General features: G+C 63.0%; 23 protein-coding genes. 11 read left to right on the forward strand and 12 right to left on the reverse strand.

The genetic code is table 11. The annotated features are described in order from the left end of the window. The first annotated feature begins 3 nt into the window (after window positions 1-3). The 3 genes from BFQ01_RS23090 to BFQ01_RS23100 are packed head-to-tail and all read left to right on the forward strand — an operon-like array spanning window position 4 to window position 3,522. Window positions 4-1,344, forward strand: coding sequence for an ABC transporter substrate-binding protein (locus BFQ01_RS23090; RefSeq protein WP_065927045.1), 1,341 nt, complete (start codon window positions 4-6; stop codon window positions 1,342-1,344). Between the two features lie 3 nt (window positions 1,345-1,347). Then, complete coding sequence (locus BFQ01_RS23095; RefSeq protein WP_065927046.1) at window positions 1,348-2,115, forward strand: ABC transporter ATP-binding protein; 768 nt, start codon at window positions 1,348-1,350, stop codon at window positions 2,113-2,115. A gap of 12 nt (window positions 2,116-2,127) precedes the next feature. Beyond that, entirely contained in the window at window positions 2,128-3,522 is a 1,395-nt protein-coding gene (locus tag BFQ01_RS23100) for an FAD/NAD(P)-binding protein (protein ID WP_065927047.1), read from the forward strand. A gap of 257 nt (window positions 3,523-3,779) precedes the next feature. On the opposite strand, the gene BFQ01_RS23105 is transcribed toward BFQ01_RS23100, so the two are convergent. Genes BFQ01_RS23105 through BFQ01_RS23120 form a run of 4 tightly spaced genes read right to left on the reverse strand, consistent with a single transcriptional unit; the run spans window position 3,780 to window position 8,385 of the window. Further along, a complete protein-coding gene (locus BFQ01_RS23105) occupies window positions 3,780-5,024 on the reverse strand; it encodes an efflux RND transporter periplasmic adaptor subunit (protein WP_065927048.1) in 1,245 nt (414 codons plus the stop codon). Continuing rightward, complete coding sequence (locus BFQ01_RS23110; protein ID WP_065927049.1) at window positions 5,014-6,492, reverse strand: TolC family protein; 1,479 nt, start codon at window positions 6,490-6,492, stop codon at window positions 5,014-5,016. The genes BFQ01_RS23105 and BFQ01_RS23110 overlap by 11 nt, the downstream gene beginning before the upstream one ends. Continuing rightward, window positions 6,485-7,684, reverse strand: a complete 1,200-nt coding sequence (locus BFQ01_RS23115) for an ABC transporter permease (RefSeq protein WP_065927050.1) — start codon at window positions 7,682-7,684, stop codon at window positions 6,485-6,487. Before BFQ01_RS23115 ends, BFQ01_RS23110 begins: the two co-directional genes overlap by 8 nt. Continuing rightward, window positions 7,681-8,385 carry an ABC transporter ATP-binding protein gene (locus BFQ01_RS23120; RefSeq protein WP_065927051.1) on the reverse strand — a complete coding sequence of 235 codons (705 nt, stop codon included), beginning with the start codon at window positions 8,383-8,385 and terminating at the stop codon, window positions 7,681-7,683. The genes BFQ01_RS23115 and BFQ01_RS23120 overlap by 4 nt, the downstream gene beginning before the upstream one ends. A gap of 362 nt (window positions 8,386-8,747) precedes the next feature. On the opposite strand from BFQ01_RS23120, the gene BFQ01_RS23125 reads away from it, so the two are divergent. Next, on the forward strand, window positions 8,748-9,500 hold the full coding sequence (locus BFQ01_RS23125) for a TetR/AcrR family transcriptional regulator (RefSeq protein ID WP_065927052.1): 753 nt from the start codon (window positions 8,748-8,750) through the stop codon (window positions 9,498-9,500). A 166-nt stretch (window positions 9,501-9,666) separates the two neighbouring features. Here BFQ01_RS23125 and BFQ01_RS23130 read toward each other — a convergent pair whose 3' ends face one another. After that, a complete protein-coding gene (locus BFQ01_RS23130) occupies window positions 9,667-10,728 on the reverse strand; it encodes an FUSC family protein (protein ID WP_065927053.1) in 1,062 nt (353 codons plus the stop codon). A 90-nt stretch (window positions 10,729-10,818) separates the two neighbouring features. After that, window positions 10,819-12,435, reverse strand: a complete 1,617-nt coding sequence (locus BFQ01_RS23135) for an NADP-dependent glyceraldehyde-3-phosphate dehydrogenase (RefSeq protein WP_065927054.1) — start codon at window positions 12,433-12,435, stop codon at window positions 10,819-10,821. Window positions 12,436-12,586: 151 nt separating this feature from the next. Between BFQ01_RS23135 and BFQ01_RS23140 the strand changes: the two genes are divergently transcribed. The 3 genes from BFQ01_RS23140 to BFQ01_RS23150 all read left to right on the forward strand — a co-directional run bounded on the left by BFQ01_RS23140 (window position 12,587) and on the right by BFQ01_RS23150 (window position 16,127). Next, window positions 12,587-13,450, forward strand: a complete 864-nt coding sequence (locus BFQ01_RS23140) for a Dyp-type peroxidase (RefSeq protein ID WP_065927055.1) — start codon at window positions 12,587-12,589, stop codon at window positions 13,448-13,450. A 118-nt stretch (window positions 13,451-13,568) separates the two neighbouring features. Then, complete coding sequence (locus BFQ01_RS23145; RefSeq protein ID WP_065927056.1) at window positions 13,569-14,936, forward strand: MFS transporter; 1,368 nt, start codon at window positions 13,569-13,571, stop codon at window positions 14,934-14,936. A gap of 57 nt (window positions 14,937-14,993) precedes the next feature. Beyond that, complete coding sequence (locus BFQ01_RS23150) at window positions 14,994-16,127, forward strand: MFS transporter (RefSeq protein ID WP_065927057.1); 1,134 nt, start codon at window positions 14,994-14,996, stop codon at window positions 16,125-16,127. A 1-nt stretch (window position 16,128) separates the two neighbouring features. Here BFQ01_RS23150 and BFQ01_RS23155 read toward each other — a convergent pair whose 3' ends face one another. After that, window positions 16,129-16,650 (reverse strand): DUF3087 domain-containing protein, encoded by a 522-nt coding sequence (locus BFQ01_RS23155; protein WP_065927058.1) that lies wholly within the window; start codon window positions 16,648-16,650, stop codon window positions 16,129-16,131. A gap of 134 nt (window positions 16,651-16,784) precedes the next feature. Here BFQ01_RS23155 and BFQ01_RS23160 point away from each other — a divergent pair, with 134 nt between their 5' ends. Together BFQ01_RS23160 and BFQ01_RS23165 are read left to right on the forward strand one after the other, a co-directional pair. After that, a complete protein-coding gene (locus tag BFQ01_RS23160) occupies window positions 16,785-16,964 on the forward strand; it encodes a hypothetical protein (protein WP_065927059.1) in 180 nt (59 codons plus the stop codon). A 12-nt stretch (window positions 16,965-16,976) separates the two neighbouring features. Continuing rightward, a complete protein-coding gene (locus BFQ01_RS23165) occupies window positions 16,977-17,177 on the forward strand; it encodes a DUF6021 family protein (protein ID WP_027606319.1) in 201 nt (66 codons plus the stop codon). A gap of 32 nt (window positions 17,178-17,209) precedes the next feature. Here the strand turns inward: BFQ01_RS23165 and BFQ01_RS23170 are convergent, their stop codons facing one another. Then, window positions 17,210-17,446: a DUF6555 family protein gene (locus tag BFQ01_RS23170; RefSeq protein ID WP_027606320.1), complete on the reverse strand. Its 237-nt coding sequence runs from the start codon at window positions 17,444-17,446 to the stop codon at window positions 17,210-17,212. 120 nt (window positions 17,447-17,566) lie between these two features. Between BFQ01_RS23170 and BFQ01_RS23175 the strand changes: the two genes are divergently transcribed. Together BFQ01_RS23175 and BFQ01_RS23180 are read left to right on the forward strand one after the other, a co-directional pair. Further along, the gene (locus BFQ01_RS23175) at window positions 17,567-18,406 is read left to right on the forward strand and encodes an arylamine N-acetyltransferase family protein (protein WP_065927060.1); all 840 of its coding nucleotides are present in this window, start codon (window positions 17,567-17,569) and stop codon (window positions 18,404-18,406) included. A gap of 123 nt (window positions 18,407-18,529) precedes the next feature. Next, window positions 18,530-19,282 carry an outer membrane beta-barrel protein gene (locus BFQ01_RS23180; protein WP_065927061.1) on the forward strand — a complete coding sequence of 251 codons (753 nt, stop codon included), beginning with the start codon at window positions 18,530-18,532 and terminating at the stop codon, window positions 19,280-19,282. A gap of 124 nt (window positions 19,283-19,406) precedes the next feature. On the opposite strand, the gene nuoN is transcribed toward BFQ01_RS23180, so the two are convergent. From nuoN to nuoK, 4 genes are read right to left on the reverse strand one after another with little or no spacing between them, the layout of a single operon-like run. Continuing rightward, window positions 19,407-20,870: an NADH-quinone oxidoreductase subunit NuoN gene (gene nuoN / locus BFQ01_RS23185; protein ID WP_003174731.1), complete on the reverse strand. Its 1,464-nt coding sequence runs from the start codon at window positions 20,868-20,870 to the stop codon at window positions 19,407-19,409. A 7-nt stretch (window positions 20,871-20,877) separates the two neighbouring features. Further along, window positions 20,878-22,410, reverse strand: coding sequence for an NADH-quinone oxidoreductase subunit M (gene nuoM, locus BFQ01_RS23190; RefSeq protein WP_048728604.1), 1,533 nt, complete (start codon window positions 22,408-22,410; stop codon window positions 20,878-20,880). Window positions 22,411-22,449: 39 nt separating this feature from the next. After that, entirely contained in the window at window positions 22,450-24,303 is a 1,854-nt protein-coding gene (nuoL, locus tag BFQ01_RS23195; protein ID WP_065927062.1) for an NADH-quinone oxidoreductase subunit L, read from the reverse strand. After that, complete coding sequence (gene nuoK, locus BFQ01_RS23200; protein ID WP_003174727.1) at window positions 24,300-24,608, reverse strand: NADH-quinone oxidoreductase subunit NuoK; 309 nt, start codon at window positions 24,606-24,608, stop codon at window positions 24,300-24,302. Before nuoK ends, nuoL begins: the two co-directional genes overlap by 4 nt. Window position 24,609: the final 1 nt, after the last annotated feature.

Here is a 24,609-nt window from a genome sequence, read left to right on the forward strand (position 1 = left end):
CCTATGCGTGCATCCTTGAAACGTTCCCTGGCCGGCGCCGCCTTCGCGCTGGCAGCCCTGGCCGGTGCCGTGCCCCAAGCGGTAGCCTCGGCCGACCAGCAGTTCTTTCCCCTGGCCACCTACCGGGTGGGTGCCTACGCCTCCAGCGGCGTGCAGGTGTGGGCCGGGATGATCGACTACCTGCGCTATATCAACGAGGTCGAAGGCGGCATCAATGGCGTGAAGCTGGTGTGGCAGGAATGCGAGACCGAGTGGACGGCGGAGAAGGGCATCGAGTGCTACGAGCGCTTCAAGAACGGCCTGGATGGCGCGCCGGTCGCGGTGTACCAGCCCAACGGTGCACCGGCGGCCTATGCGCTCAGTGAAAGGGCTGAGGTGGACAAGATCCCGCTGATCACCCTCGGCTACGGTCGCACCGAAGCCACCGACGGCACGGTGTTCCCGTACAACTTCCCGGTGATGCTGACGTTCTACAGCGAGGCGTCGACCCTGGTGAACTACATCGCCCAGCGCGAAGGCGGCTTCGACAAACTCAAGGGCAAGAAGATCGCCACGGTCTACCACGACTCGGCCTACGGTCGCGAAACCCTTGGCCCGCTGAAATTGCTGGCGGAAAAATACGGTTTTGAAAACATCCAGATTCCGGTGGCCGACCCGGGCAATGAGCAGTCTGCGCAATGGCGCCAGGTACGCCAGGCCAACCCGGATTGGGTGTTCCTGCGCACCTGGGGCGTGTCCACCCCGGTGGCGGTGAAAACCGCCGCGCGCTTCGGCTTTCCGGTGGACCATATCATCGGCGATATATGGGCCAGTTCCAGCGAAGACGTATTGCCCGCAGGCGCCGCCGCCAAGGGCTACCTGGCGCTCACGCCTTACCCGGCAGGCGCGGATTTCGAGATCCACCAGCGCCTCAAGCAGTACATCCTCGACAAGGGCCACAGCGACCTCAAGGACCTGAAAAACTTCGGCAGCGTCTACTACAACTCCGGCCTGGTGAACGCCGCCGTCGCCGTGGAAGCGATCCGCACCGGCCAGGCCAAGTTCGGCAAGCGCCCGCTCAATGGCGAAGAAGGCCGCTGGGGCCTGGAACACCTGAATATCGATGACGCGCGCCTGAAGGACATGGGCTACCTGGGCCTGATGCAGAACCTCAAGTTGTCATGCCGCGACCACGAAGGCGGCGGCTCGGCGCGCGTGCAGCAATGGGACGGCGCCCACTGGACGCTGATCAGCGACTGGATCGCCGCCGACCGCGCCCTGTTGCGCCCGCTGATCGATGAAAAATCTGCGGCCTTCGCCAAGGAAAAAGGCCTGACGCCACGCACCTGCACCGGGGATGAATAAATCATGAGCCAGCTCGCCAGCGAAGCCATGCGCCCGTCGTTGTTGACGGTCAACGATATTGAAGTGATCTACGACGGCGCGATCCTCGCCGTGGCCGGGGTGTCGCTGAGCGTGCCCAAGGGCGCCATCGTCGCCCTGCTGGGGGCCAATGGCGCCGGCAAGAGCACCACCCTCAAGGCGATCTCCGGGCTGGTGCGTGCCGAGCGCGCTGAAGTCAGCCGGGGCGTGATCGAATATGCGGGCGTCGACCTGGCCGGCGTCGACCCCAGCCAGCGCGTGCGCCAAGGCATGGTGCATGTGCTGGAAGGCCGCCATGTCTTCGGCCAGCTCAGCGTCGAAGACAACCTGCGCAGCGGCGGCTTTGTGCGGCGCCTGAGCCGCAAGGCCATGGAGCAGGATCTGGAGCGCATCTACGCCTGGTTCCCGCGGCTCAAGACCAAGCGCCACACCCGTGCGGGCCTGACGTCCGGCGGCGAGCAACAGATGGTCGCCATCGGCCGCGCGTTGATGACCCGTCCTACTTTGGTACTGCTCGACGAGCCGTCCATGGGTTTGGCGCCTATGATCGTGCAGGAGATCTTCGAGATCATCGCGCAGCTCAACCGCGAGCAGCAGGTGAGCTTCCTGATCGCCGAGCAGAACATCAACGTCGCGCTTAACTATGCGTCCCAGGGCTACGTGCTGGATACTGGGCGCGTGGCCTTGAGTGGCAGCGCCGCCGAGCTGTTGGCGCGGGGCGATTTGCACGACATTTATCTGGGTAAACAGTAAAGGCGAATGTGCATGACTGAATCCCTCCGCAACGCTGATGTAGTGATCATCGGCGGCGGCCTGAGCGGCACCATGCTGGCGGTGCAACTGCTGCGTCGGCCTGGGCAGCGCCGGATCCTGGTGATCGAACCGCGCGCCGAACTCGGCCGTGGCGAGGCCTACAGCGCCGTCGAACTGGGCCACACCTTGAACGGCAACGCGGCGCGCATGAGCGTCGACCCGGACAACGCCGACGACCTGACCCAATGGCTCACCGACTACATCGGCGCCGGCGGTTGGCCCGAGTCGGACCAGCAGCACGTGCCCATCAGCGAACTGTTCCCGCCACGCGGGATTTTTGGCCTGTATGCACAGCAACGGCTGGCTGAAGCCAAGGCGTTGTCGGCGTCCACCGTCGAGCATATCCGCGCCGAAGTCGTCGACCTGCAGGTCGGCGACGATTCAGTGGTGCTGACCCTCGACAACGGCCAGCAACTGCACGGCGCCCAGGCGGTGTTGGCCACCGGCATGTTCCCGGCGGCACGCACGCCGCAGACCCAGTCCAGCGGCTTGAACGCCGCCGCCGTGGACCCCTGGGACGTGCAGGCCATGACCCGGATCGACCCGCAGGCGCCGGTGCTGATCATCGGCTCCGGGTTGACCATGGTGGACGCCGTGGTGTCCCTGGAACAGGCCGGGCACCGTGGGCCCATCGAGGTGTTTTCACGCCACGGGTTGTTGCCCCATGTGCGCCGGCAGCCGCCGGGCTGGGACGATTTCCTCGCCGCCGACCACGCCTTGTGCAGCCCGCGACAACTGCTGCGCGAGGTGCGGCGTCAATGCCGCCTGGCACTGGCGCAGGGCATCGATTGGCAGGCGCCACTGGACACCGTGCGCGCCCATATCGGCCGGCTGTGGAGCCAGGCCAGCGAAGGCCAGAAACGTCAGTTCGTGCGGCATGTGCGGCCCTGGTGGGAAAGCCATCACCACCGCTCGCCGCCGTTGAGTGCCCAGTTGGTGGCCCGGCTGCATGAGCAAGGGCGGTTGCGCATTCGCGCGGCGTCGTTCAAGGGGCTGGAGCCTTCGGGCGAGGGCGTGACCATTCGCTTGCGTTACCGTGGCGAGCAGGTGATCAGCCAAGTGTCGGGGGCGGCGCTGATCAACTCCAGCGGTATCGAATACGACTGGCGCCGCGTGGCCCGGCCGTTGCCGCAGCAGTTGCTCAAGCGCGGGCTGATCACGCCTGGGCCGTTGGCGTTGGGGATTGCGGCGGACACGTGCGGCGCCGTGCTGGATGCCCAGGGCCGGGTCAGTGCGCGATTATTCGCCATGGGCCCGCCGTTGAGGGGGATGTGGTGGGAGAGCACGGCGGTGACGGATGTGGCGCTTCAGGCCAAGGCATTGGCATTGAAGTTGGCGCATTTCTAAATGTGGGAGGGGGCAAGCCCCAATGCCAGTCAGTAAGGCTTTTTGTAGGAGCGAGCTTGCTCGCGAAAAACTCACAGGCGCCGCGTTCATTCAGGAAGCACGCGTTATCGTTGACGTTTTTCGCGAGCAAGCTCGCTCCTACAGGAGGCGATGTACGCTTAACTGACTGGCATGCCACAACAGCCCTCTCTGCCGGGCGTTCAGCGTTGAGCCAACGTTTTGTAGAAACCTATGCCCCTCCCACAGGGGATCTTCATTTATCTTGAGGTCTTTACGAAGCCGGGTTTTAGGCCGAATACTTCCACCCCCTGCGGCGTCGATTGCCCGGTAGTCACCTTCACCCGCTCCACCGGCTTATCCATCGCTTCTCGATACTCCACCGTCCTGTCCGCCTGGATCGCCTCGCTCGGAATCACCATCGCCTGCGCATTGTTGTAAGTGACGATGGTCAACCGCGCACTCATTCCCAGGCGCACCCGCTGCAACTGTTGCGGGGTCAGCTTGGGAATCGACAACGTCACCGGAAACTGCGCGCTGCCCTGGCTGTCGCTGGCAATCGCCAGGCCGCTGACCACGCTCACCGAGCCGCTCAGCCGTTCGCCGTCAAAACCATCGCCCAGCACTTCCACCGCCTGGCCCTTGTGCAGTTGGTTGATGTCCAGCTCAGAGACCTTGGCGACGATTTTCAGCCGCTCGATATTGGCCAGGCCGAACAGCACCTGGCCCTGGCTGACCTTGCTGCCGGCCTGAATCGGCGCGTTGGTGTTGCCGCCGCCTTGGGGCGCATTGTTACCGGGGGCGGGCACCACGATGCCGGAGAACGGCGCCTGCACCTCCTTGCCTGCGAGCAGGGTGCGCAGGGCCTCGTATTTCACCGTGGCGTTGGTCAGTTCCATGTCGGCGATCTGGCGGTACTCGCCCTTGCCCTGGTCGAGGGCCTGTTGCAGTTCGCTGCGGGCGGAGGCGAGGTCCAGTTGCTGTTGCTGGGCCTGTTGCTTGAGGTCGTCCAGCTCATTGCGCGGGATGATGCCGCGCTTGAACAGGTTTTCGCTTTCGGTGAGTTTGCGTTGGGTATTGCCGGCGGTCATTTCGGCAGTGCGCAGGCTGCGGCGCGCACGGCTGACGGTGGGGCCGCTGTCCCAGTCCTGCAGCTCCTGCACGGCGCGGCGGGCCTTGAGCTGGGCGGAGAGGGCGTCGCGCAACTGCACTTCAAGGGTGGCCGGGTCCATGCGCAGCAGGACCTGGCCAGCCTCGACCCGCTGGCCTTGCTCCACCAGATTGGCCTGCACGTTGCCGTCGAACGGCGCCGTGAGGGTGAGGGTGGTGTCGGGTTCGATCTTGCCCACCAGGCCGATCTGGTGCACCAGCGGGTCGGGCTTGACGGCCAGCCATTGTTCGGTGGCGCCGGCCGGGCCTTCTGCGGGGCTGCGCAGGGCCAGCCCCGCGCCGGCCAGCAGCAGAATCAATGCGACGCCCAGCAGGCGTTTTCGATTAGTAGTCATTGAGGGCGATTTCCCAACTTTCCAGCGTCATGCCCAGGGTCAGGTCGAGCTGGGTCTGGGCGTTCAAATAAGCGATCAGGGCGTTTAGCTGCGCGTTTTCGGCATTGCGCAGGTCGGTCTCGAAACTCAGCACCTGGAAGTTGGTGGAGCGCCCGGCGCTGAGTTTCTCGCGTTCGATCTCGATCTTGCGCCGCGACAACTCCACCGCGCGCTGGGAGATTTCATACTGGCGCCAGCGGGTGCCGAGGTCGCGTACCACGTCGTTGACGTTGCGTTCCAGTTCCTGGCGTGCGTCGGTGATGCGGATCTCCTGGTCCTCCACGTTGACCCGCGCGCGCACTTCGGCCTGGCGCGTGCTGATGTCGCCGATGGGGATCTGCACCTGCACCCCGGCGTAGCTGTCCCAGGTGCGGTTGTTGGTGCTGCCGGCATCGTTATTGTAGGCGTCGCGTATCTGGTTCGCGCCGGCCACCAGGTCCACCTGCCAGCGCCCGGAGTCCTTGGCGATCACCAGGTTGAGGTCGGCCTGCTGGCTGCCGAGCAGGGCGGCGAGGTATTCCGGTTGCTGGGTCTGCGCCAGGTTGAAGGCCTGGCGTTTGTCGATCTGCATGGGCTTGGCCTCCAGGGCTTCGGTGGCGCGAATCGGCGTGGACAGGTCCAGGGCCAGCAGGCGCAGCAAGGCCAGGCGGTTGGTGTCGAGCTGGTTCTGCGCTTCTTCCACGCCCAGTTGCTGGGTGGCGATGTCGGCTTCGGTCTGCACGATTTCGAATTCGGCCATGCGCCCGGCGCTGATCAAGGCCTTGTTCACCTCCAGCAAGGTGCCGGAGCGCTTGAGGGCGTCCTGCACGATGCTCAGTTGCTCCTGGGCCCGCAGCAGTTCGCGGTAGGTGGCGATGATCTGGCTGATGGTCTGCGCCACGGTCGCCTTGAGGTTCAGGCGGTTGGCCTGCTCCGACAGGCGCGACAGGCGCAACGGTGCGGTGGTGGCGTCCCAGCCGGCGCCGCGCATCAACGGCTGGATGATCGCCAGGTCGAGGCCGTCGCTGCGGTAGCGCCCGGCGCGGTCGGCGTTGTTCAGCTGCTGGGTCCAGGCCATGCTCAGGCGAGTGCCGTATTCACTGAGCAAGCTGGTGGCCGGCGCCACGTTGGCATTGCGCGCACTGTCCTGGGAGCCGCGGGTACTGCGGTAATAACTGTTGAGGGTGAGCTTGGGGTTGAACACGTCTTCGGCGACGCGCAGGTCGAACTTCTGCGCCACCCGTTGCAGGTAGGCGCTACGGATCGCCGGGTTGTTGCGCAGGCCCAGGTACACGGCGTCACCCAGGGTCATGGTGGTGACCTGGGCATTCAAGGACACGCCCCGGTCGTAACCGCTGCGCGTGCTGCTGGGGGCCGACGGCTTGATGACCACCTCGGCGGCCATGCCGTGCAGGCTGATCAACACGAGCAACCCCAGCCATTTACTCATCGCGCAAGGCCTCCACCGGCTGCAACCGTGAGGCCGATACCGCCGGGTAGATGCCAAAGAACAAGCCCACCAGCAACGTACTGCCCACCCCCAGGGGCAGGGCGGCGACGGCCAGGTCGAATAGCCAGCCCGACAGCCAGGCATAGAGCCAGGCGGCGGTCATGCCAAGTACCGCACCGCACAGCGCGCCGACGGCGGTGAGGGTGACGGCTTCGAGCAGGAACAGGTTGCGGATGTCGCGCTGGCGAGCGCCCAGGGCCATGCGAATGCCGATCTCACGACGGCGCTCCGACACGTTCATCAGCATCACATTCATCACGCCTACACCGCCGCCGACCAGGGAAATGGCGCCGAGGGCCAGCAGCAGGTAGGCGAAGGTGCGGCTTTGCCGGGTCATGCCGTCGATCATTTGCTGGGGCACCTGGATGTCGACAGTGTGGTCGGTGAGCTGGGCCTGCAAGGCGCTGGCGGCTTCCCTGGCAATGTGTTCCATGTCCTGGCCGGGCGCGGCGCGGATAATTACATTGCCGATCTGCGGCATGGCATGGATGCGGCGCATGCCTTCGGCGGGAATGAACAACGACTCGTTGGCCTGTACCGGCATCAGCATTGCCCTCGGCTGGTTCTGCAGAATGCCCACCACCAGGAACAGGTAGTCGTTGATGCGCACGCGGTCGCCCAGTTGCAGCGGATCGCCCGGCGCGCCGAGGGCCTGGGCCAGCTGGTCACCGATCACGCCATAGGTTTCGTTGGCGTCGAAGCTCGACAGGAAGCGCCCCTGCCGTACCACCAGGCGCATCGCTGCCTGGATGTCCGGTGTGCTGCCGACGAGGTTGGCGTTGGTGGTGCGGCCATGGAACACGATGGGCCCGCTGAACAAGGTCAGCGCGCCGATATGGGCAATGCCCGGCACGGCCTGGCGCACGGCATCCAGGTCGAGCCTCGCGGGTGTGGGGATCGTGCTGTTGCCCTTGGGCGGGAACTGGGCGACCAGGGTGTCGGTGCCCATGTCCTTGAAAATCATCGCGGCATCCACCGCGGCGTTATGGCCGATATTGATCAGCGCCACCACCGACGAACTGCCGATGACGATGCCCAGCAGGGCCAGCACCGAGCGCTTGCCCAGGGTGCGCAGGCTGACGAAGGCTTCATGCAGCAGTTGGCTGAAGCTCTGTTCGACCCGCAGGCTCATAGGCGCCCGGCCTCGTGCACTAGGCCGTTGCGCACCAGGATCTTGCGCTCCAGGCGTTCGGCGATATGCGGGTCGTGGGTGACGATGATCAGCGTGACCTGTTGCTCGCGGTTCAATGCCAGCAGCAGGTCCATGATGTCCTGGGCGGTGCTGCTGTCGAGGTTGCCGGTGGGCTCGTCGGCCAGGATCACCGAAGGCTTGCCCACCAATGCACGGGCAATCGCCACACGTTGGCGCTGGCCGCCGGAGAGGTCGGCGGGGCGATGGTGGGCGCGCTCCGCCAGCCCGACCTGTTCGAGCATGCGCAGGGCCTGCGCCACCGATTCATGCCGCGATACACCGCGGTAGCTCAGGGGCAGGGCGACGTTGTCCAGGGCGCTGAGGCGCGGCAGCAGGTTGAAGCTCTGGAACACAAAGCCGATCTGCTGGTTGCGGATCGCCGCCAGTTGATCTGTAGTGGCGCTGAAAATATCGTGGCCGGCAAAGTGGTACTGGCCGCAATTGGGCAGGTCCAGCAGGCCGAGGATATTGAGCAGGGTGCTTTTGCCTGAGCCCGAGGCGCCGAGGATGCCGCAGCTGTCACCGCGCTCGATGGACAGGCACACCTCATTGAGAATGGTCAGTTCCTGCCCGGCGAGCTGATAGCGCTTGCCGATGCCTTGCAGGGAAATCAAGCCTGGGTGCGCGGGGGTATCTGTCATCGTGACTACGCCTGCAGTCTCGACGCTGCCGTCATGCGCCCTTTGTAAATCTTTGTAACAAGTTCGGGGGCTATCTGGTTCGCGTCACGGACTGGTTTTATTTCTTGTTTTTAAAATATTGTTTGAATACTAACCGTGTTCCCGGTGCTTCGCCAGCCGTGGATGTAGAGCGGTTTTACGCTTTGAAAAGATTTCCCTCGCCGGTACGGGGGTCTACCGAAAGGTCCCTGGCTTGCCTGAGAATCCCCATGGGCAAAGGCTTTGGATAGTATGGCGGTGTGTCACTACTTGCTTTCGACCGGCCACACCGGTATAAAAAATCAAATTATTTTTTAAAACAATATTTCCGCCGTGGAACCCTTATGGTCGCGAAGAAACTCAGCGCTCCAAACGTTACCAAGACTCGATTGCTGGATGCGACAGAGGCTCTCTTCATCAAATACGGCTATGACGCCGTGCTGCTGCGGCAGATTACCGAGCGCGCCCAGGTGAACCTGGCTGCGGTGAACTACCACTTCGGGGACAAGGACTCCCTGATGAAGACCCTGCTGATGCAACGCCTGGAGCCGCTCAACGAGCAGCGCCTGGAATTGCTGGCGCGCTGTGAGGCCGAATCCGACGGCCCCCTCGACTGCGACACCTTGCTCGGCGTGCTCTTCGCCCCGGCCATGGGCCTGGAACGCAGCGACCCGGCGAGTGGGGAAGGGCGTTCGTTCATTCGTTTCCTTGGGCGGGTGTACAGCGACACCTCGCCGTTTATCCAGGAATACCTCAAGGTGCATTACCAGCCGGTGTTCCAACGCTTCTTCGAAGCCTTCGCCCTGGCCTTGCCGGACTTGCCGCGCAACGAGCTGGGGGTGCGCCTGCAATTTGCCCTCAAGGCGATTTCTGGGGTCATGGCCGGTACCGAGCTGCGCCTGCTGATGAACTCCATGAGCCTGGGCCGCCCGGCGACGGATGCCGAGGTGATGGCCAAGCTGATCACCCTGGTCTCGGCGGCGATTCGTGTGCCGCAGCAAAGCCCCGAAGCCGAACACGCGCTGGCCAAGGTGCTTGATACCCAGCGTGCCATTCGTGAACAGGCGACAGCGCCGGCCGCCAAGGCCTCGCGCTGAGAAATCCCAGGCAAAAAAAAGCCCGCTGGGGCGGCGGGCTTGATGTGCAACGTTTGTAACGGATGAGGCTTCACCCTACGTCCCGGGATGTGAATAAAACGTGAAAAATATGTAAGAGAAAGTGTGAAAGTGTTGATGTGAGTAAACCGGTCAACGGGCCACCTTTCTAGATCTTCCAGCGCCCGGCGCTTTTAGCCAGGCGTTGGCGCATCGCGTCCACATTCGCCGCCAGTTGCACGGTCAACAATCGATACCCATCCAGCGCGCTGTAAACCGGCGCATCCAGGCTGGGCTCGCCGCCGCTGACAGGGCTGGGGCGCTCCAGCCGCTCCGTAACCCCCGACTTCAATGCCCGCGCCATCCCCACCAACTGCACGCGAATCTGCCGATGCTCGGCTTTCAACATCACTTGCATGCGCGCCATCGCCTGTTCGTCTCGAGGGTCCGGGCGGGTGTTGCCGAGAATCTCCAGGGTGCTGATGCACATGCGCAGGTGGCGTTGGATCGCGTCCAGCTCGGTCATGGAGATGCGCACCTCCTTGGACACCGACGGCATCAGCGAGCGCAATTGCAGCATTGCCGCATTCAGGCGGTTGAGCAGCTTCAGGTGTTCATCGTCGGTGACCGACTGGCCATTGATGATCCGGCTGTAGATCTGGGCGCAATCACGCAAGGCGCTGGCCAGGTTGTAGCGCCAGGAATACACGGCATACAGCGGCAGGGCGAAGGAAAACGCCAACGCCAAGGCAATGCCGATCAGGATATCCACGGTGCGCCACAGCCCGTCCGACAACGGGTTGTCACCGTGCCCCGCGACGATAAACACCGTGATCGCGGACAACAGCGCCGTGTACCCGCCCTTGCCGATGGCGTGATAGGAAAAGAACCCGCACACCACCGACATCAGCAGGTAGGTGAGCAACGGCTGGCCGACATACGCCTCCTGCACCACCAGCAGCAAACCGACGCTGGCGCCGATCAGCGTGCCATAGGCGCGCTCAACGGCCTTCTTGCCGATATTGCCGTGGTGTTGCAAACCGCCGATCACCACCAGCATGGTCACCGATGCCCATTCACCATGGGGCAGGTTGATGCCGGTGGTCAGCAGGATCGTCGCCAGCAAACCGATGGACACGCGCACGGCGTGGATCAGTTTGGCGTGACGATAGCGGCGGTAGGGGTCGAGCAAGGGGCGCAGCAGGCGCCGGGCGAAGAGTGGCAGGTTCATCGGTAATTAAAGTGGCCTCGGTTTTGGATATGTACACAATCCAAATGTGGGAGGGGGCGGTCCCCTCCCACATTGCGATCGGCATTGTGCTTAGAAGATATAGTCGGTGGTCAGGAAGCTTGAGTCACGGTTACGCAGGATATCGCTGACCAGCGCCTTGTTGCTGTCCTGGAACTTGGTCGCCACCAGGGTGCGGATCGAAAACACGCGCAGCGCATCATGTACCGACAGCGTGCCTTCGGCCGAGTTCTTGCGCCCGTTGAACGGGAAAGTGTCCGGGCCGCGCTGGCATTGGGCGTTGATATTGATGCGGCCGACCTGGTTGGCGAAGGTGTCCACCAGGCGTCCGACTTCCACGGCGTTGGTGCCGAAAATACTCAATTGCTGGCCGAAGTCCGAGTCGAGTACGTACTCGATCACCGTCTCCAGATCGCGGTAGGGCACGATGGGCACCACCGGGCCGAATTGTTCCTCGTGGTACACGCGCATCTGCGGGGTCACCGGGTACAGCACCGCCGGATAGAAGAACGAACCACGATGGGTACCGCCATTGGCATTCACCACGTGGGCGCCGTGTTGTTGGGCATCGGCCACCAGGTCGTTGAGGTAATCCACCTTGCCGACTTCCGGCAGCGGTGTCAGTGAAACCCCGTCTTCCCAGGGCATGCCGGGCTTGAGGGTCTCCAGCTTGCGGTTGAATTTCTCGATGAAGCTGTCGACCACGTCTTCATGCACAAACAGGATTTTCAACGCGGTGCAACGCTGGCCGTTGAAGGACAGCGAACCGGTGACAGCCTCGCTGACGGCGTTGTCCAGGTCCACCTCGGGCAGCACGATGCCGGGGTTTTTCGCATCCAGGCCCAGGGCCGCACGCAGGCGGTGCGGCTTGGGGTGCAGCTTTTTCAAGTCGCTGGCGGCCTTGTTGGTGCCGATAAAGGCAAAGATGTCGATCTTGCCGCTGGCCATCAACGCACTGACGGTTTCGCGGCCGCTGCCGTAGATCACGTTGATCACCCCGGCCGGGAAGCTGTCGCGGAAGGCTTCCAGCAACGGACGGATCAGCAGCACACCGAGTTTGGCCGGCTTGAACACCACGGTATTGCCCATGATCAGCGCCGGGATCAGCGTGGTAAACGTCTCGTTGAGCGGGTAGTTGTAGGGGCCCATGCACAGCGCCACGCCCAGGGGCACGCGGCGGATTTGCCCGAGGGTGTCCTGTTCCAGCTCGAAGCGGCTGCTGCGGCGGTCGAGTTCCTTGAGGGCATTGATGGTGTCGGTGATGTAGTCGCAGGTGCGGTCGAATTCTTTCTGCGAGTCCTTGAGGTTCTTACCGATCTCCCACATCAGCAGGGTGACCACTGCGTCGCGCTGTTCGCGCATACGTCGCAAAAACGCCTCGACGTGCTGGATACGCTCCACCACGCGCATCGTCGGCCATTCACCCTGGCCACGATCATAAGCGCGCACGGCGGCATCGAGGGCGGTGAGGGCGGTGTCGGCGTCCAGCAACGGCGTGCTGCCGATCACCACGCGGCGGTCGCCCAATTGCACCGGGCTCTGCACCTGGGCCAAGGGGCCGTTCCACACCTGCAACTGGCCATCCACCAGGTAGTCACGCTGTTCGATGGGCGCCGCCAGGCGGTATTGCTCGGGAATATCGGCGACGCTGGTGGGAAACAGCTGGGCGAGCAGGTTGCTGGTGGTCATGGCACTACCCCTGAAATAGTTGCAAAACATGACGAGAGAGTCACCCAACACAGGGCTCTATGGCAAGGCTTGTGCGCGTTGCACTACACACCGGGGCGTGTCGCCTGCTCTTCGAGATAGTAGACTGCGCGCCTTTCTTGAAGGAGTTCACATGAGTCAGTACCAGCCGGGCATTCTTGCCGCACCGGTGCCTTTGCAGGCACGCCATCTGTTTTTTGCCGTGGACACCCTGGCAGCCGTGCCCGCTGCGCTGGACGCGCTGGTGCAGTTGGCCGATTCGGCGGCAGTGGTCGGATTTGGCGAGCCGCTGGTCAACGCGCTGGGTGCAACGATTGATGGTTTGCGCAGCTTTCCTGCCGTGAGCGCACCGGGTGCGCACAACCCGTCCACCCAGCAGGCACTGTGGGTGTGGCTGCATGGCGTCGATCGCGGTGAGTTGCTGCTGCGCAGTCGCGCTTTCGAGAAGGCCCTGGCCCCGGCGTTTCGCCTGGTGCAGTCGATCGAAGGCTTCCGCTACAAGACCGGCTTCGACCTCACCGACTACGAAGACGGCACCGAAAACCCCCACGACGACGCTGCCGTTGAAGCCGCCCTGACCGACAGCGGTGCCAGCTTCGCCGCGATCCAGCAATGGCAGCACGACCTCGATGGCTTCGCCGCGTTGCCCGCCCAGGAGCGCGACCACATCATCGGCCGCCGCCATGGCGACAACGAAGAGCTGGAAGACGCTCCCGAATCCGCCCACACCAAACGTACCGCCCAGGAAAGCTTCACCCCGGAAGCCTTCGTGGTGCGCCGCTCCATGCCCTGGGCTGAAAATGGCCAGGCCGGGTTGATGTTCCTCGCATTCGGCCATTCCTTCGATGCGTTCGAAGCCCAACTGCGCCGCATGAGCGGGTTGGAGGACGGGATTGTCGATGGCCTGTATCGCATCAGCACGCCGTTGACCGGTGGTTACTACTGGTGTCCGCCGACCCTCGGTGGGCGCCTGGACCTGAGTGCACTGGCAGGCTGATCGCCTTTACCTGTGGCGCGTGGCTGAACATGAAAATTCGGACAGCCACGCAATCCCCCACTGAAAAAATCCCCGGCTGCCCTTAATCTAGACACCTTTGCCACTGTGCGGATTGTTCATGTCTTCTATTGCCGATGGGCTGCCCCTCAATAAACGCCTGCCGGCCGTGATCGCGATCTCCCTGGGGATCGGCATGGCGACCCTGGACACGGCCATCGTCAACACGGCGTTGCCGACCCTGGCCGAAGGGATTGGCACCGATTCCGCCTCGGTGATCTGGGTGGTCAATGCCTACCAGTTGGCGATTATCGCCACGGTTCTGCCGTTTGCGTCCCTCAGCGATGTGCTCGGGCACCGCCGCGTGTATCTCGGCGGGTTGCTGCTGTTTATCGTCTCGTCGCTGTTTTGCGGGCTGGCCGGCTCGCTGGTCAGCCTGACCGCCGCCCGTGTGGTGCAGGGGCTGGGGGCGGCGGCGATCATGAGCGTCAATACGGCGTTGCTGCGGCATATCTACCCGTCAAAAATGCTCGGGCGTGGCCTGGGCTATAACTCGCTGGTGGTGGGGCTGGCGTTTACCCTGGGGCCCACGGCGGCGTCGGCGATTCTGTCGGTGGCGACCTGGCACTGGCTGTACCTGATCAATGTGCCGTTGGGGCTGTTGGCCCTGGGATTGGGCCTGCGTTCATTGCCGACCCTGCCGATGGCCGGGCATGCCTTCGACCGCCTCGCGGCTGCACTGTGTGCCGGGTTGTTCGCCTTGCTGGTGCTGGGGCTGGGCACGGCGGTACATGGTGCGCAGGGGGCGTTGACCCTGGGCTTGATTGCGGTGGCGCTGCTGTGTGGCGCGTTGCTGCTGCGCCGACAGGCCGGTCACCCGGCGCCGATGCTGGCGTTGGATCTGTTCAAGCGGCCGGTGTTTGCCTTGTCTTCCTTGACGGCGATCTGCGCCTTCAGCGCCCAGGGCCTGGCCTTTGTGTCGCTGCCCTTTCTGTTGCAGGCGGTGCTGGGGCATAGCCAGGTGGAAACCGGGTTCCTGATGACACCGTGGCCGGCGGTCGTGGCGGTGATGGCGTTGGTCGCCGGGCGCCTGGCTGACCGTGTGTCCCTGGGCCTGCTGTGCGGTATCGGGCTGTTGATGTTGAGCGTGGGGATGGCCGCGTTGGCGACCTTGGGCCACGGCGCATCGGCCTTCGATATCGGCTGGCGCATGGCGCTGTGCGGTGCCGGGTTCGGGTTCTTCCAGTCGCCCAACCTCAAGGCGCTGATGACCAGTGCGCCGTTGGCGCGCAGCGGTGGGGCCAGCGGCATCGTGGCGATTTCGCGGTTGCTGGGGCAGACGCTGGGGGCGTCGTTGGTGGCGCTGTGTTTCCACCTGTCCCTGGGCAATGGCCCACTGTATGCGCTGTGGCTGGGTTGCGTGTTTGCGCTGGTGGGCGCCGTGGCCAGTGGCCTGCGTTTGCTGCCCTACGGGAAAAAGCCGTTGTAAAACCTGCGGTGGGAGGGCTACCGTGGCGACCTGAATATTTCGGGATGTTTCAGATTTATGTCCAGCCTGGCCCTCCGCACTGCCGATACCCATTCCCGCCGCGCTGCGTTGACCCTGGCCTTATGCCTGCCCAGTGACGTGTTGCTCTATCTGCTGTTGCCCATGGAGTCCCAGGCCTTTGGCATCACGCTCGCCCAGGCCGGTGTATTGCTGGCGGCCAACCGGCTGGTGCGGATTTTCGGTTACCGCCATGTACTGAATTTCTACGCGCGCAACGGTGATCGTCTGACCTGCATGATCGCCGCCGGCGCCGCCACCCTATGTGCCTTGGGCAATTCGGTGCTGTCGGGCTTTGCCGCATTGTTGGGACTGCGGCTGGTGTGGGGCTTGTGTTTCGCCGCGTTGAACCTGTCGACTCAGGTATTGGCCACCTCCGAACCGGAGGGCGCCGCGCGCCGGGCCGGGCGTTCGCGGGCCCTGATCGCCTGGGGGCCGATGCTGGCGTTGCCGTTCGGTGGCTGGCTGACGCTGTGGGCCGGGCCGCGTCCGATCTTTGTGATCCTCGCCGGCTGTTGCCTGGTGGGGCTGTGGATGGCGCGCGGCCTGCCCAGCGCCGGGCATGATTTGCACAGCACCCCGGGGCGCCGTTTCAAGTGGCCCGACAGCGTGGCGCTGTGGTCGTTTATCGAAGGCGTGGCGCTGGACGGACTGTTTATTTTCGGCCTGTCGATCCAGGCGCAGAAGCTGCTCGGCGGTAATGCGGTGCTGATCGCCGGCGGCTTGATGGCCCTGCGTTATGTCTCGGAAATGCTCCTGAGCCCCCTGGGAGGTCACGCCGCCCAGCGCTTTGGCGCGACCTCGATGTTGTTGCTGTTTTCGTTCCTGAGTGCCTTGGCCTTGACGGCGTTCGGCAGCTATTGGGTGATTGTCGGCGCGGCGGCGGTGTTGGTGCTGCGCGCGTTGCAACTGCCCCTGGTGACCACCCTGGTCGCCGAGCGCAACCCCGGTTCGCTGCGGGTGTCGGCCCTGGCGTCGAATGCGGTATGGCGTGACATCGGTGCGGGCCTCGGGCCACTGCTGGCAGGCCTGCTGTTGCCGGTGGCCTCGGCACCCCTGGTGTTTGGCGTGGCGGGTGCGGCGATTGCGGTGAGTGCGTTGTTCTGCTGGCGCACCCGTGTGGCAGCAGACTGACTTACGTGCGTTTCAATCCTTCCAGCCAGGCGGGATCAAAGCGGGTTTGTTCGGTGTCGATCCCCAGTGCCAGCATCGTGTTCTTATGCGCGTCCATTTCACCGACCAACTGCGCCTGGGCACTGGAGTTGGCGTCCAGGGCGTGCATCTGCGTCAGCCCCAGGTGATAGAAACGCAGTATCTTCATGGCCGTCGGATCATTCGCCTGCACACGCTCGGTGACGGTGTGCATCACGTTGGTCACGCGCATCAGGGTGCGCTTGAGCTGCCAGCCATACACGGCCGGTGCCAGCCACGGTTGGGTGCGGAACGGGCCGCGCAGCAGGGCGACCGTTATCAACACCCCGGCGAATACGCCACCGACATTAAAGCGGAAGTTGTCACCGCCGGGTTCGCCGAACAGCATCACCGCCAGGCTCGACAGCAGCATGGCCAGGGCCACGAACAGCACGGCCACGATCAGCGTGCTGCGGCGCGTCTGTTGGCGGTAGGTGACGGGGTCGCAGGGTTTGAGCTCGAACATCCGGTCCAGGTCTCCAGGGCGGGTAGGGGGAAGGCATCTTCTCATGGTCAGCGGTCAGTGGTGGGGCAATCAAGTTGAACCATGATCTGGGGCAGTTTCTCTAAACCGGTGTAGTCCCTTTGAGGTCAACCACCATGCCCGAATACAAGCAGCCACCGCCCGGAACCCCCGACCCTGACCGCACGCCCGGTGAAGAGGAGCGCGACAACGATGCCTTGCGCCCCAATGACCCGAAAGAGCGTGACGCCCAGGATGATGTGGAGCACGTCGAAGACGACCTGGAAAACCTCCACGACAAAGCTCGCCCGCTATAACAGGAGACCATGATGAACAAGCGCTCGGATGGACCGCCCTCCAATGAACACGCCAGCGGCAAGGATGAGCTGGGATTTGATCCGGACTCGCCCGATGTGGCTGATCCGCAGGTTGATCCCATCGGTCCGGCCATCGCCCCTCTGGATAAAAAGGCCAAGGACGACGGGAAAAAAAAGCCGCCCTACGATCCGTTGGGCGACTTGAAGAAATGAGCTGGGCCCCGCCAATGAGCGGGGCTTTTTGTTTATCTGGGCGGCATCCAGGTGACGTCGGTAATGCCGTACTTCTCGGCCCACGGGCGCGTGGTTTTTTTCACTTGCTCATGGCCGACCCGGCCGATACGGCTCACATGCGCAATGTCAGCGTCAACGGCTGCCCAGTGCCAGGCCTCGGCGTTGTTCATCACTTCGGCACGCACCACAAAGGACTTCGGTTGACCGTGCAGTTGGTAGTGGATGGTGTAGATTTTTGCGGTACTCATGTTGCCTCCCTGTCTTGTTATAGATGGATAGGGAACGGTTTAAAAAGGTTCACTCAAAATGACAATCTGCATGCTTGCGCGGCATAGTGACGCATTCCTCCCGCGCCCAAGGATCGCGCCATGACCCTCCTGAACCACAGCCGCCTGTACCTGCAACGCTTGGGTTACGACTCGCCACCACCGCCCACCCTGCAGACCCTGCGGGATTTGCAACTGCGTCATGTGTGCACCTTCGCCTTCGAAAGCCTGTCGACCCTGCTGCGCCTGCCGGTGCCGATCGACTTGCCCAGCGTCGAGCAGAAAGTCCTGTTCGATGGGCGGGGTGGGTATTGCTATGAGTTGAACCAGATGTTCCTGGCGCTGTTGCAGGAACTGGGGTTCGAGGCGCGCGGCATTACCGGGCGGGTTGTGATGGGTGGTCCGCCGGACGCACGTACGGCGCGCACCCATCGCCTGAGCCTGGTGACCCTGGACGGCGTGCGCTACATCACCGACGTCGGCTTTGGTGGCATGGTGCCCAGCAGTCCGTTGCAGTTGGACACGCAGGCCGTGCAGGCCACGGCCCATGAGCCGTATCGCCTGACACTCAATGAGCAGGAGGGCAGCTACACGTTGTGGGCCGAGGTCGCGGGGGAGTGGCGTGGCTTGTATGTGTTCGACCTGCAAGTGCAGGCAGACATCGACTACGAAATTGGTAACTGGTACGTCTCGACCCATCCAGGTTCGCCGTTCCTGGGCCAATTGAAAGTCGCACGCCTGGCAGCGGGCGAACGCCACACCTTGAACAACGCCCACTATGGGATTCACTACCTGGATCGGCCGAGTGACAAGCGTGTGATCCAGAGCGCCGACGAGCTGCTGGACGTACTGGGCACTACCTTTGGGATTCGCGTGCCGGTTCACCCTCAGCTTGATTCAACCCTTGAGGGCTTGGTAATGGCTGCACGCCAGGAATATTGATCTAGAGCCATCGCTGAACCGTTTTACCTCCAAGTGGGGGCAAATTTTTTCGAACCTTTGGTGCCAGCCTGGGTTCGAAGCGTTTCCTGAATAATTTGCCCACCAGACAAGGAGATGTAAACGATGTCCAAACTATTCGCAAACCTCCTCAAGCATTCCTCACTGCTGGCGCTGGTCGCCGCGCCAGCAGTGGCGTTCGCCGCACCGTCCACTGACCCGATTTCTACCTTTGGGATTCTGGGCAGCTACAACGACTTCAAGCTCGAAGGCGGTAGTGAAAGTGATAAGGACCACATGCCCGAAGCCGGTCTTTTCTACAACTTCGGCAACAAGCTCACCGCCGAGTCGGGCTTTATCTACCAGGCAGGTGTGGAAGCCAAGTACGGTAAAAAGAGTGATAACAAACTCAAGGAAGGCCAGGCCGACCTGGATCTCGGCTGGCGTGCCGCGCTGGATGCGCGCAACTTCGTCGACGTGATCGTTGGCGGCGGTTACAGCTGGACCCGCTATGAGCTGGACTCGAACGACTACGACATGGAACTCACCAACAAGTCGCCGTTCGCCAAGGCAGCCCTGGGCTACAACCATCAGTTCGATGACATGACGCTGCGTTTCGAAGCCGGTGCGCGTCGCACCATTGATGGTCGTACCAAGCTCAAGGTGGACGGCGTGGGCAGCGACACCGTAGACCTCAAGGACCGCACTAACCCGTATGCGGAAGTCAGCCTGCTGATGAACCAGAAGGGCGACCTGCCGGTGATGGCGGGCCTTTACTACACCCGCACCGAATACAAGCTCGACGGTGATTCCGAAGTGGCCGATAACACTCGGCTCAAGCGGGATGAGTACGGGGTCAAGCTAGGTATCGCGTTCTGACGCGGTTGCAATGTAAAACGCCCCGAACATTCGGGGCGTTTTTTTGGGCTGTTGCAGGTCAGCCCAGAACGCAAAAACGGCGCCCTGGGGCGCCGTTTCTGTTGATTCGCATACCGCTAAGGGATCAAACCCCCAGCACCGCGTGCTGCACCAGGGTCAGCAACGGTTGTGGGTACACGCCGAGGAAGAAGGCGAGCAGGGCGATAGCCAGCAGCATCACGCCACCGGCTTTCTGTTCCCAGTGCAGCTCAGCATCCACACGGCGCAGGTTTGGCTCGATCAGGTACAGGGTGACCATCACGCGCAGGTAGTAGAACACGCCGATGGCACTGCCCAGCACCAGGGACGCAACCAGCCACCACTCGTGGGCTTCGACACCGGTCGCGACGATGTAGAACTTGCCGATAAAGCCCGCGGTCAGCGGGATACCGGCCAGGGACAGCATCATCACGGTGAGTACGGCGGTCAGGTACGGACGGCGCCAGAACAGGCCGCGGTATTCGTACAGGGCGTCGGCGTCACGGCCCTTGTAAGGCGAGGACATCAGGGTGATCACGCCGAACGCGCCGAGGCTGGTGATCACGTAGGTGACCAGGTACACGCCGATGGCTTCCACGGCCAGGCCTTTGCTCGCCACCAGGGCGATCAACAGGTAGCCGAAGTGGGCGATGGACGAGTAACCCAGCAGACGCTTGAGGTTGTTCTGGGTCAGCGCCAGCAGGTTGCCGAACAGGATCGACGCGATGGCGATCACGGTCAACACGTTGCTCAGCACGCCGGTGTTGGCGGCAGGCGAGATCTGGAACAGACGCACCATCACCGCAAACACAGCGACCTTGGACGCGGTCGCCAGGAACGCCGCCACCGGCGCCGGGGCGCCTTCGTACACGTCCGGGGTCCACAGGTGGAACGGCACCAGCGACAGCTTGAACGCCAGGCCGATCAGCATCATCGCCAGGCCCAGTTGGGCAATCGGCGCGGGGCTGTTGGTGGCGGCCAGGGCGTGACCGATACCGGTGAAGCTCAGGCTGCCGGCTTCGGCGTAGAGCAGGGCCATACCGAACAACAGGAACGCGGAACCGGCGGCCGACAGCACCATGTACTTGATGCCGGCTTCCAGGGAACGCTTGTTGAAGAAGGCGTAGGCCACCAGGCCGTAGGTCGGGATCGACAGCAGTTCCAGGCCGATGAACAAGCCGGCCAGGTGCTGCGCGCTGACCAGCACGATACCGCCGGCCGCAGCCAGCAGGATCAGCAGGTACAGCTCTTCGCGGTTGCCCGGGTAGCCGGTGCCGCCTTCGCCGAGGTAGGCGTGGGCGAGGGTGACGCAGGCGAGGGTGGCGACGAGGATCAGCGCGATATACAGCAGCGCGAAATCATCGACCATCATCAGCGGGGTCACCGCCAGTGGCGCGACCTTGAGTGCCGGGATAATCGACAGCAAGGCCAGGTTCAAACCGGCGCAGGACAGCAGGAACGTTTGTGAGTGATTGCGGCGCCAGGCGATCGCCAGCATCACCACCACGATGGTGAGGCTGGTGATCAGCAGCGGCGCAAGCGCGATAAAGTGTTGGATCGTGAATTCCATAGCGCTCTTACCGGGCCGAAGCGAGTTGAGAGAAGGCGGTGCCGAACCACTGCTGCACGCCATGCATCGTCGCGGCAGAAGTGTCCAGGAACGGTTGCGGGTACACGCCGATGTAGATCAGCAATACCGCAAGGCCGAGCACCATGATCAGTTCGCGAGCATCCATCCCTTTCAGGACGGCGTCGGACTTGGCCGGGCCGAAGTAGGCGCGGTGGATCATGATCAGCGAGTAGACCGAACCGAATACCAGGCCGGAGGTAGCAATGGCGCTGATCCACGGTGTTTGCACGAAGGCACCCATCAGGATCAGGAACTCGCCGATGAAGTTACCGGTACCCGGCAAGCCCAGGGAAGCGGCGGCGAAGAACAGGCTGATCGCCGGCAGGTACGCAATGCGCGACCACACGCCGCCCATCTCGCGCATGTCACGGGTGTGCAGGCGCTCGTACAACTGGCCACTCAGGATAAACAGTGCCGCGGCCGAGACACCGTGGGCCAACATCTGGATCACCGCACCTTGCAACGCCAGCTGGCTGCCGGAGTAGATGCCGATCAGTACGAAGCCCATGTGGGAAACGGACGAGAAGGCAATCAGACGCTTGATGTCGGTTTGCGCGAATGCCAGGAACGCACCGTAGAAGATCCCGATCAGGCCGAGGGTCATGGCAATCGGCGCGAACTCGGCCGAGGCGTTCGGGAACAGCGGCAGGGCGAAACGCAGCAGGCCGTAGGCCGCCGTCTTCAGCAGGATACCGGCCAGGTCCACGGAGCCTGCGGTCGGCGCCTGGGCGTGAGCGTCAGGCAGCCAGGAGTGGAACGGCACCACCGGCAGCTTCACCGCGAAGGCGATGAAGAAGCCCAGCATCAGGATGTACTCGGTGGTCAGGGACATCTTGGTTTTCAACAGGTCGGCGTAGTTGAAGGTAATCACGCCAGTCGAGTTGAAGTTGACCAGTACCAGGCCCAGGATCGCCACCAACATGATCAGGCCGGAAGCCTGGGTGAAGATGAAGAACTTGGTCGCCGCGTAGATCCGGGTTTTCTTGCCGTCCGAAGAACTGTGACCCCAGAGCGCGATGAGGAAGTACATCGGCACCAGCATCATCTCCCAGAAGAAGAAGAACATGAACAGGTCGAGGGCGAGGAACACGCCGACAACGCCGCCCAGGATCCACATCAGGTTCAGGTGGAAGAAGCCCACGTGACGCTGGATCTCTTTCCAGGAGCAGAGTACCGAGAGGATACCCAGCAGGCCGGTCAGCAGGATCATCAACAGCGACAGGCCGTCGAGGGCCAGGTGCACGTTGATGCCGAAGCGCTGGATCCACACGTGCTTGAATTCAAGCGCGAACGTTGGATCGACACCCGGTGCCGGAGCGAATGAATAGTCGCCATGGGCCCACAGCCAGAGGCCGAGTGCGAGTTCCAGGGACATGGTCAGCAACGCAATCCAGCGGGGGAGGGTGGCGCCGAAGCGTTCACCCATCCAGCAGAGCAGGCCGCCGATAAAGGGGATCAGGATTAGCCAGGGCAGAATCATGACGGGCTCGTTTCCTTTCGCAAGTTCGCAAAGTTCATATCAGACCGCTACCACAACGATGGCGCCGATCACCAGCACGGCACCAGCAGCCATGGAAGCCGCATACCAACGCAACTGGCCGGTCTCGGTACGGCTCAGGGCGGTGTGACCGCCTTTGGCCGCGCGCGGGATCAAACCGATGGTCTGGTCGAGCGGGTCTTTACGCAGTACATGACTGATGGCCAGGTAGGGCTTGACGAACAGTTTGTCGTAGAGCCAGTCGAAGCCCCAGGCGGCGAACCACCAGGCCGAGAGGAAACGGCCGATGCCACTGTTGGCCACGGCGGTCACGAAGCGACGCTTGCCGAGGAACAGCAGGGCCGCCAGCAGGATGCCGGCGATGGCAATGGCGCCCGAGGCGATTTCCAGACTGTGCTTGGCGGCGCCGCCGGCATGGCCGGCGCTTTCCGGCAGTACACCGGCCAGTGGCGGGGTGATCAGCGCGCCGATGAAGGTCGACAGGATGATCAGCACCGACAGTGGCAGCCAGTGGGAGATGCCATGGCCTGCGTGGGCTTCGGTCTTGGCTTCACCGTGGAAGGTGATGAAGATCAGGCGGAAGGTGTACAGCGAGGTCATGAACGCACCCACCAGGCCTGCGTACAGCAGGTTCTGGTTACCGCTGGCAAAGGCTTCCCAGAGGATTTCGTCCTTGGAGTAGAAACCGGCGGTCACCAGCGGCAGGGCGGCCAGGGCGGCACCACCGACGATGAAGCTGGCGTAGGCCAGTGGCAGTTTCTTCCACAGGCCGCCCATCTTGAAGATGTTCTGCTCGTGGTGGCAGGCCACGATCACCGCACCGGAGGCCAGGAACAGCAGGGCCTTGAAGAAGGCGTGGGTCATCAGGTGGAAGATCGCCGCGTCCCAGGCGCCGACGCCCAGGGCCAGGAACATGTAGCCAATCTGGCTCATGGTCGAGTAGGCGAGGATCCGCTTGATGTCGGTCTGCACCAGCGCGGCGAAGCCGGCCAGTACCAGGGTCACGCCGCCGACGATGCCCACCAGGTGCAGGATGTCCGGCGCCAGGGTGAACAGGCCGTGGGTACGGGCGATCAGGTAGACACCGGCGGTAACCATGGTTGCGGCGTGGATCAGTGCCGACACCGGGGTAGGACCGGCCATGGCATCCGCCAGCCAGGTCTGCAGCGGCAGTTGCGCGGATTTACCCACGGCGCCGCCCAGCAGCATCAGGGTCGCCAGGGTGATCCAGAAGTCGCCGACCTGGAATTTCTGCGGTGCCAGCACCAGCAGTTCCTGGATGTTCAGCGTGCCCACCTGTTGGAACAGGATGAACAGGCCGATGGCCATGAACACGTCGCCGATACGGGTGACGATAAACGCCTTGAGTGCCGCGTTACCGTTGTTGCGGTTGCTGTAGTAGAAACCGATCAACAGGTACGAGCACAGGCCCACGCCCTCCCAGCCGAAGTACAGGAACAACAGGTTATCGCCGAGCACCAGGAACAGCATGCTGGCGATAAACAGGTTGGTGTACGAGAAGAAGCGCGAGTAGCCCGCTTCACCGCGCATGTACCAGGACGCGAACAGGTGGATCAGGAAGCCCACGCCCACCACCACGCCAAGCATGGTGATCGACAGGCCATCGACGTAGAGGGCGAAGTTGGGCTTGAAGCCTTCCACCGACATCCACTGCCACAGCACCAGGGTGTAGTGGCCGCCTTCCGGCGGTGCCACGTTGAATTGCCAGATGACGTAGGCGGCAACGATGGCCGACAGGCCAATGGAGCCCACACCGATCAGGGCCGAAAGGTTTTCCGACCAGCGTCCGCGAGAGAACGACAGCAGCAGGAAACCGATCAGGGGAAATACGAAAGTCAGAAAGATCATGTTCATCCGCGCATCTCACTGGCAGCGTCGATATCAAGCGTGTGGAAGCGACGATACAGTTGCAGCAGGATCGCCAGGCCGATACTGGCCTCGGCGGCTGCCAGGCTGATCACCAGGATGAACATGACTTGTCCATCCGGCTGGCCCCAACGTGCACCTGCAACGATGAACGCCAGTGCCGCAGCGTTCATCATGATTTCCAGGCTCATCAACACGAACAGAATGTTACGGCGAACCATCAGGCCGACCAGGCCAAGGCAGAACAGGATGCCGGCGACCGCCAGACCATGCTCCAAAGGGATAGCAGGCATC

Origin of the sequence: Pseudomonas sp. 8 R 14 (assembly GCF_900005955.1) — a bacterium.
Lineage (GTDB): Bacteria > Pseudomonadota > Gammaproteobacteria > Pseudomonadales > Pseudomonadaceae > Aquipseudomonas > Aquipseudomonas marginalis.

Coding starts and splice junctions, on each gene's coding strand:
- BFQ01_RS23125 (WP_065927052.1), top strand. CDS start 8,748: ATGGTCGCGAAGAAACTCAGCGCTCCAAACGTTACCAAGACTCGATTG.
- BFQ01_RS23175 (WP_065927060.1), top strand. CDS start 17,567: ATGACCCTCCTGAACCACAGCCGCCTGTACCTGCAACGCTTGGGTTAC.
- BFQ01_RS23090 (WP_065927045.1), top strand. CDS start 4: ATGCGTGCATCCTTGAAACGTTCCCTGGCCGGCGCCGCCTTCGCGCTG.
- BFQ01_RS23160 (WP_065927059.1), top strand. CDS start 16,785: ATGCCCGAATACAAGCAGCCACCGCCCGGAACCCCCGACCCTGACCGC.
- BFQ01_RS23095 (WP_065927046.1), top strand. CDS start 1,348: ATGAGCCAGCTCGCCAGCGAAGCCATGCGCCCGTCGTTGTTGACGGTC.
- BFQ01_RS23135 (WP_065927054.1), bottom strand. CDS start 12,435: ATGACCACCAGCAACCTGCTCGCCCAGCTGTTTCCCACCAGCGTCGCC.
- BFQ01_RS23100 (WP_065927047.1), top strand. CDS start 2,128: ATGACTGAATCCCTCCGCAACGCTGATGTAGTGATCATCGGCGGCGGC.
- BFQ01_RS23120 (WP_065927051.1), bottom strand. CDS start 8,385: ATGACAGATACCCCCGCGCACCCAGGCTTGATTTCCCTGCAAGGCATC.
- nuoL (WP_065927062.1), bottom strand. CDS start 24,303: ATGAACATGATCTTTCTGACTTTCGTATTTCCCCTGATCGGTTTCCTG.
- BFQ01_RS23140 (WP_065927055.1), top strand. CDS start 12,587: ATGAGTCAGTACCAGCCGGGCATTCTTGCCGCACCGGTGCCTTTGCAG.
- BFQ01_RS23155 (WP_065927058.1), bottom strand. CDS start 16,650: ATGTTCGAGCTCAAACCCTGCGACCCCGTCACCTACCGCCAACAGACG.
- nuoK (WP_003174727.1), bottom strand. CDS start 24,608: ATGCCTGCTATCCCTTTGGAGCATGGTCTGGCGGTCGCCGGCATCCTG.
- BFQ01_RS23115 (WP_065927050.1), bottom strand. CDS start 7,684: ATGAGCCTGCGGGTCGAACAGAGCTTCAGCCAACTGCTGCATGAAGCC.
- BFQ01_RS23180 (WP_065927061.1), top strand. CDS start 18,530: ATGTCCAAACTATTCGCAAACCTCCTCAAGCATTCCTCACTGCTGGCG.
- BFQ01_RS23165 (WP_027606319.1), top strand. CDS start 16,977: ATGAACAAGCGCTCGGATGGACCGCCCTCCAATGAACACGCCAGCGGC.
- BFQ01_RS23110 (WP_065927049.1), bottom strand. CDS start 6,492: ATGAGTAAATGGCTGGGGTTGCTCGTGTTGATCAGCCTGCACGGCATG.
- BFQ01_RS23170 (WP_027606320.1), bottom strand. CDS start 17,446: ATGAGTACCGCAAAAATCTACACCATCCACTACCAACTGCACGGTCAA.
- BFQ01_RS23150 (WP_065927057.1), top strand. CDS start 14,994: ATGTCCAGCCTGGCCCTCCGCACTGCCGATACCCATTCCCGCCGCGCT.
- BFQ01_RS23145 (WP_065927056.1), top strand. CDS start 13,569: ATGTCTTCTATTGCCGATGGGCTGCCCCTCAATAAACGCCTGCCGGCC.
- nuoM (WP_048728604.1), bottom strand. CDS start 22,410: ATGATTCTGCCCTGGCTAATCCTGATCCCCTTTATCGGCGGCCTGCTC.
- BFQ01_RS23105 (WP_065927048.1), bottom strand. CDS start 5,024: ATGACTACTAATCGAAAACGCCTGCTGGGCGTCGCATTGATTCTGCTG.
- nuoN (WP_003174731.1), bottom strand. CDS start 20,870: ATGGAATTCACGATCCAACACTTTATCGCGCTTGCGCCGCTGCTGATC.
- BFQ01_RS23130 (WP_065927053.1), bottom strand. CDS start 10,728: ATGAACCTGCCACTCTTCGCCCGGCGCCTGCTGCGCCCCTTGCTCGAC.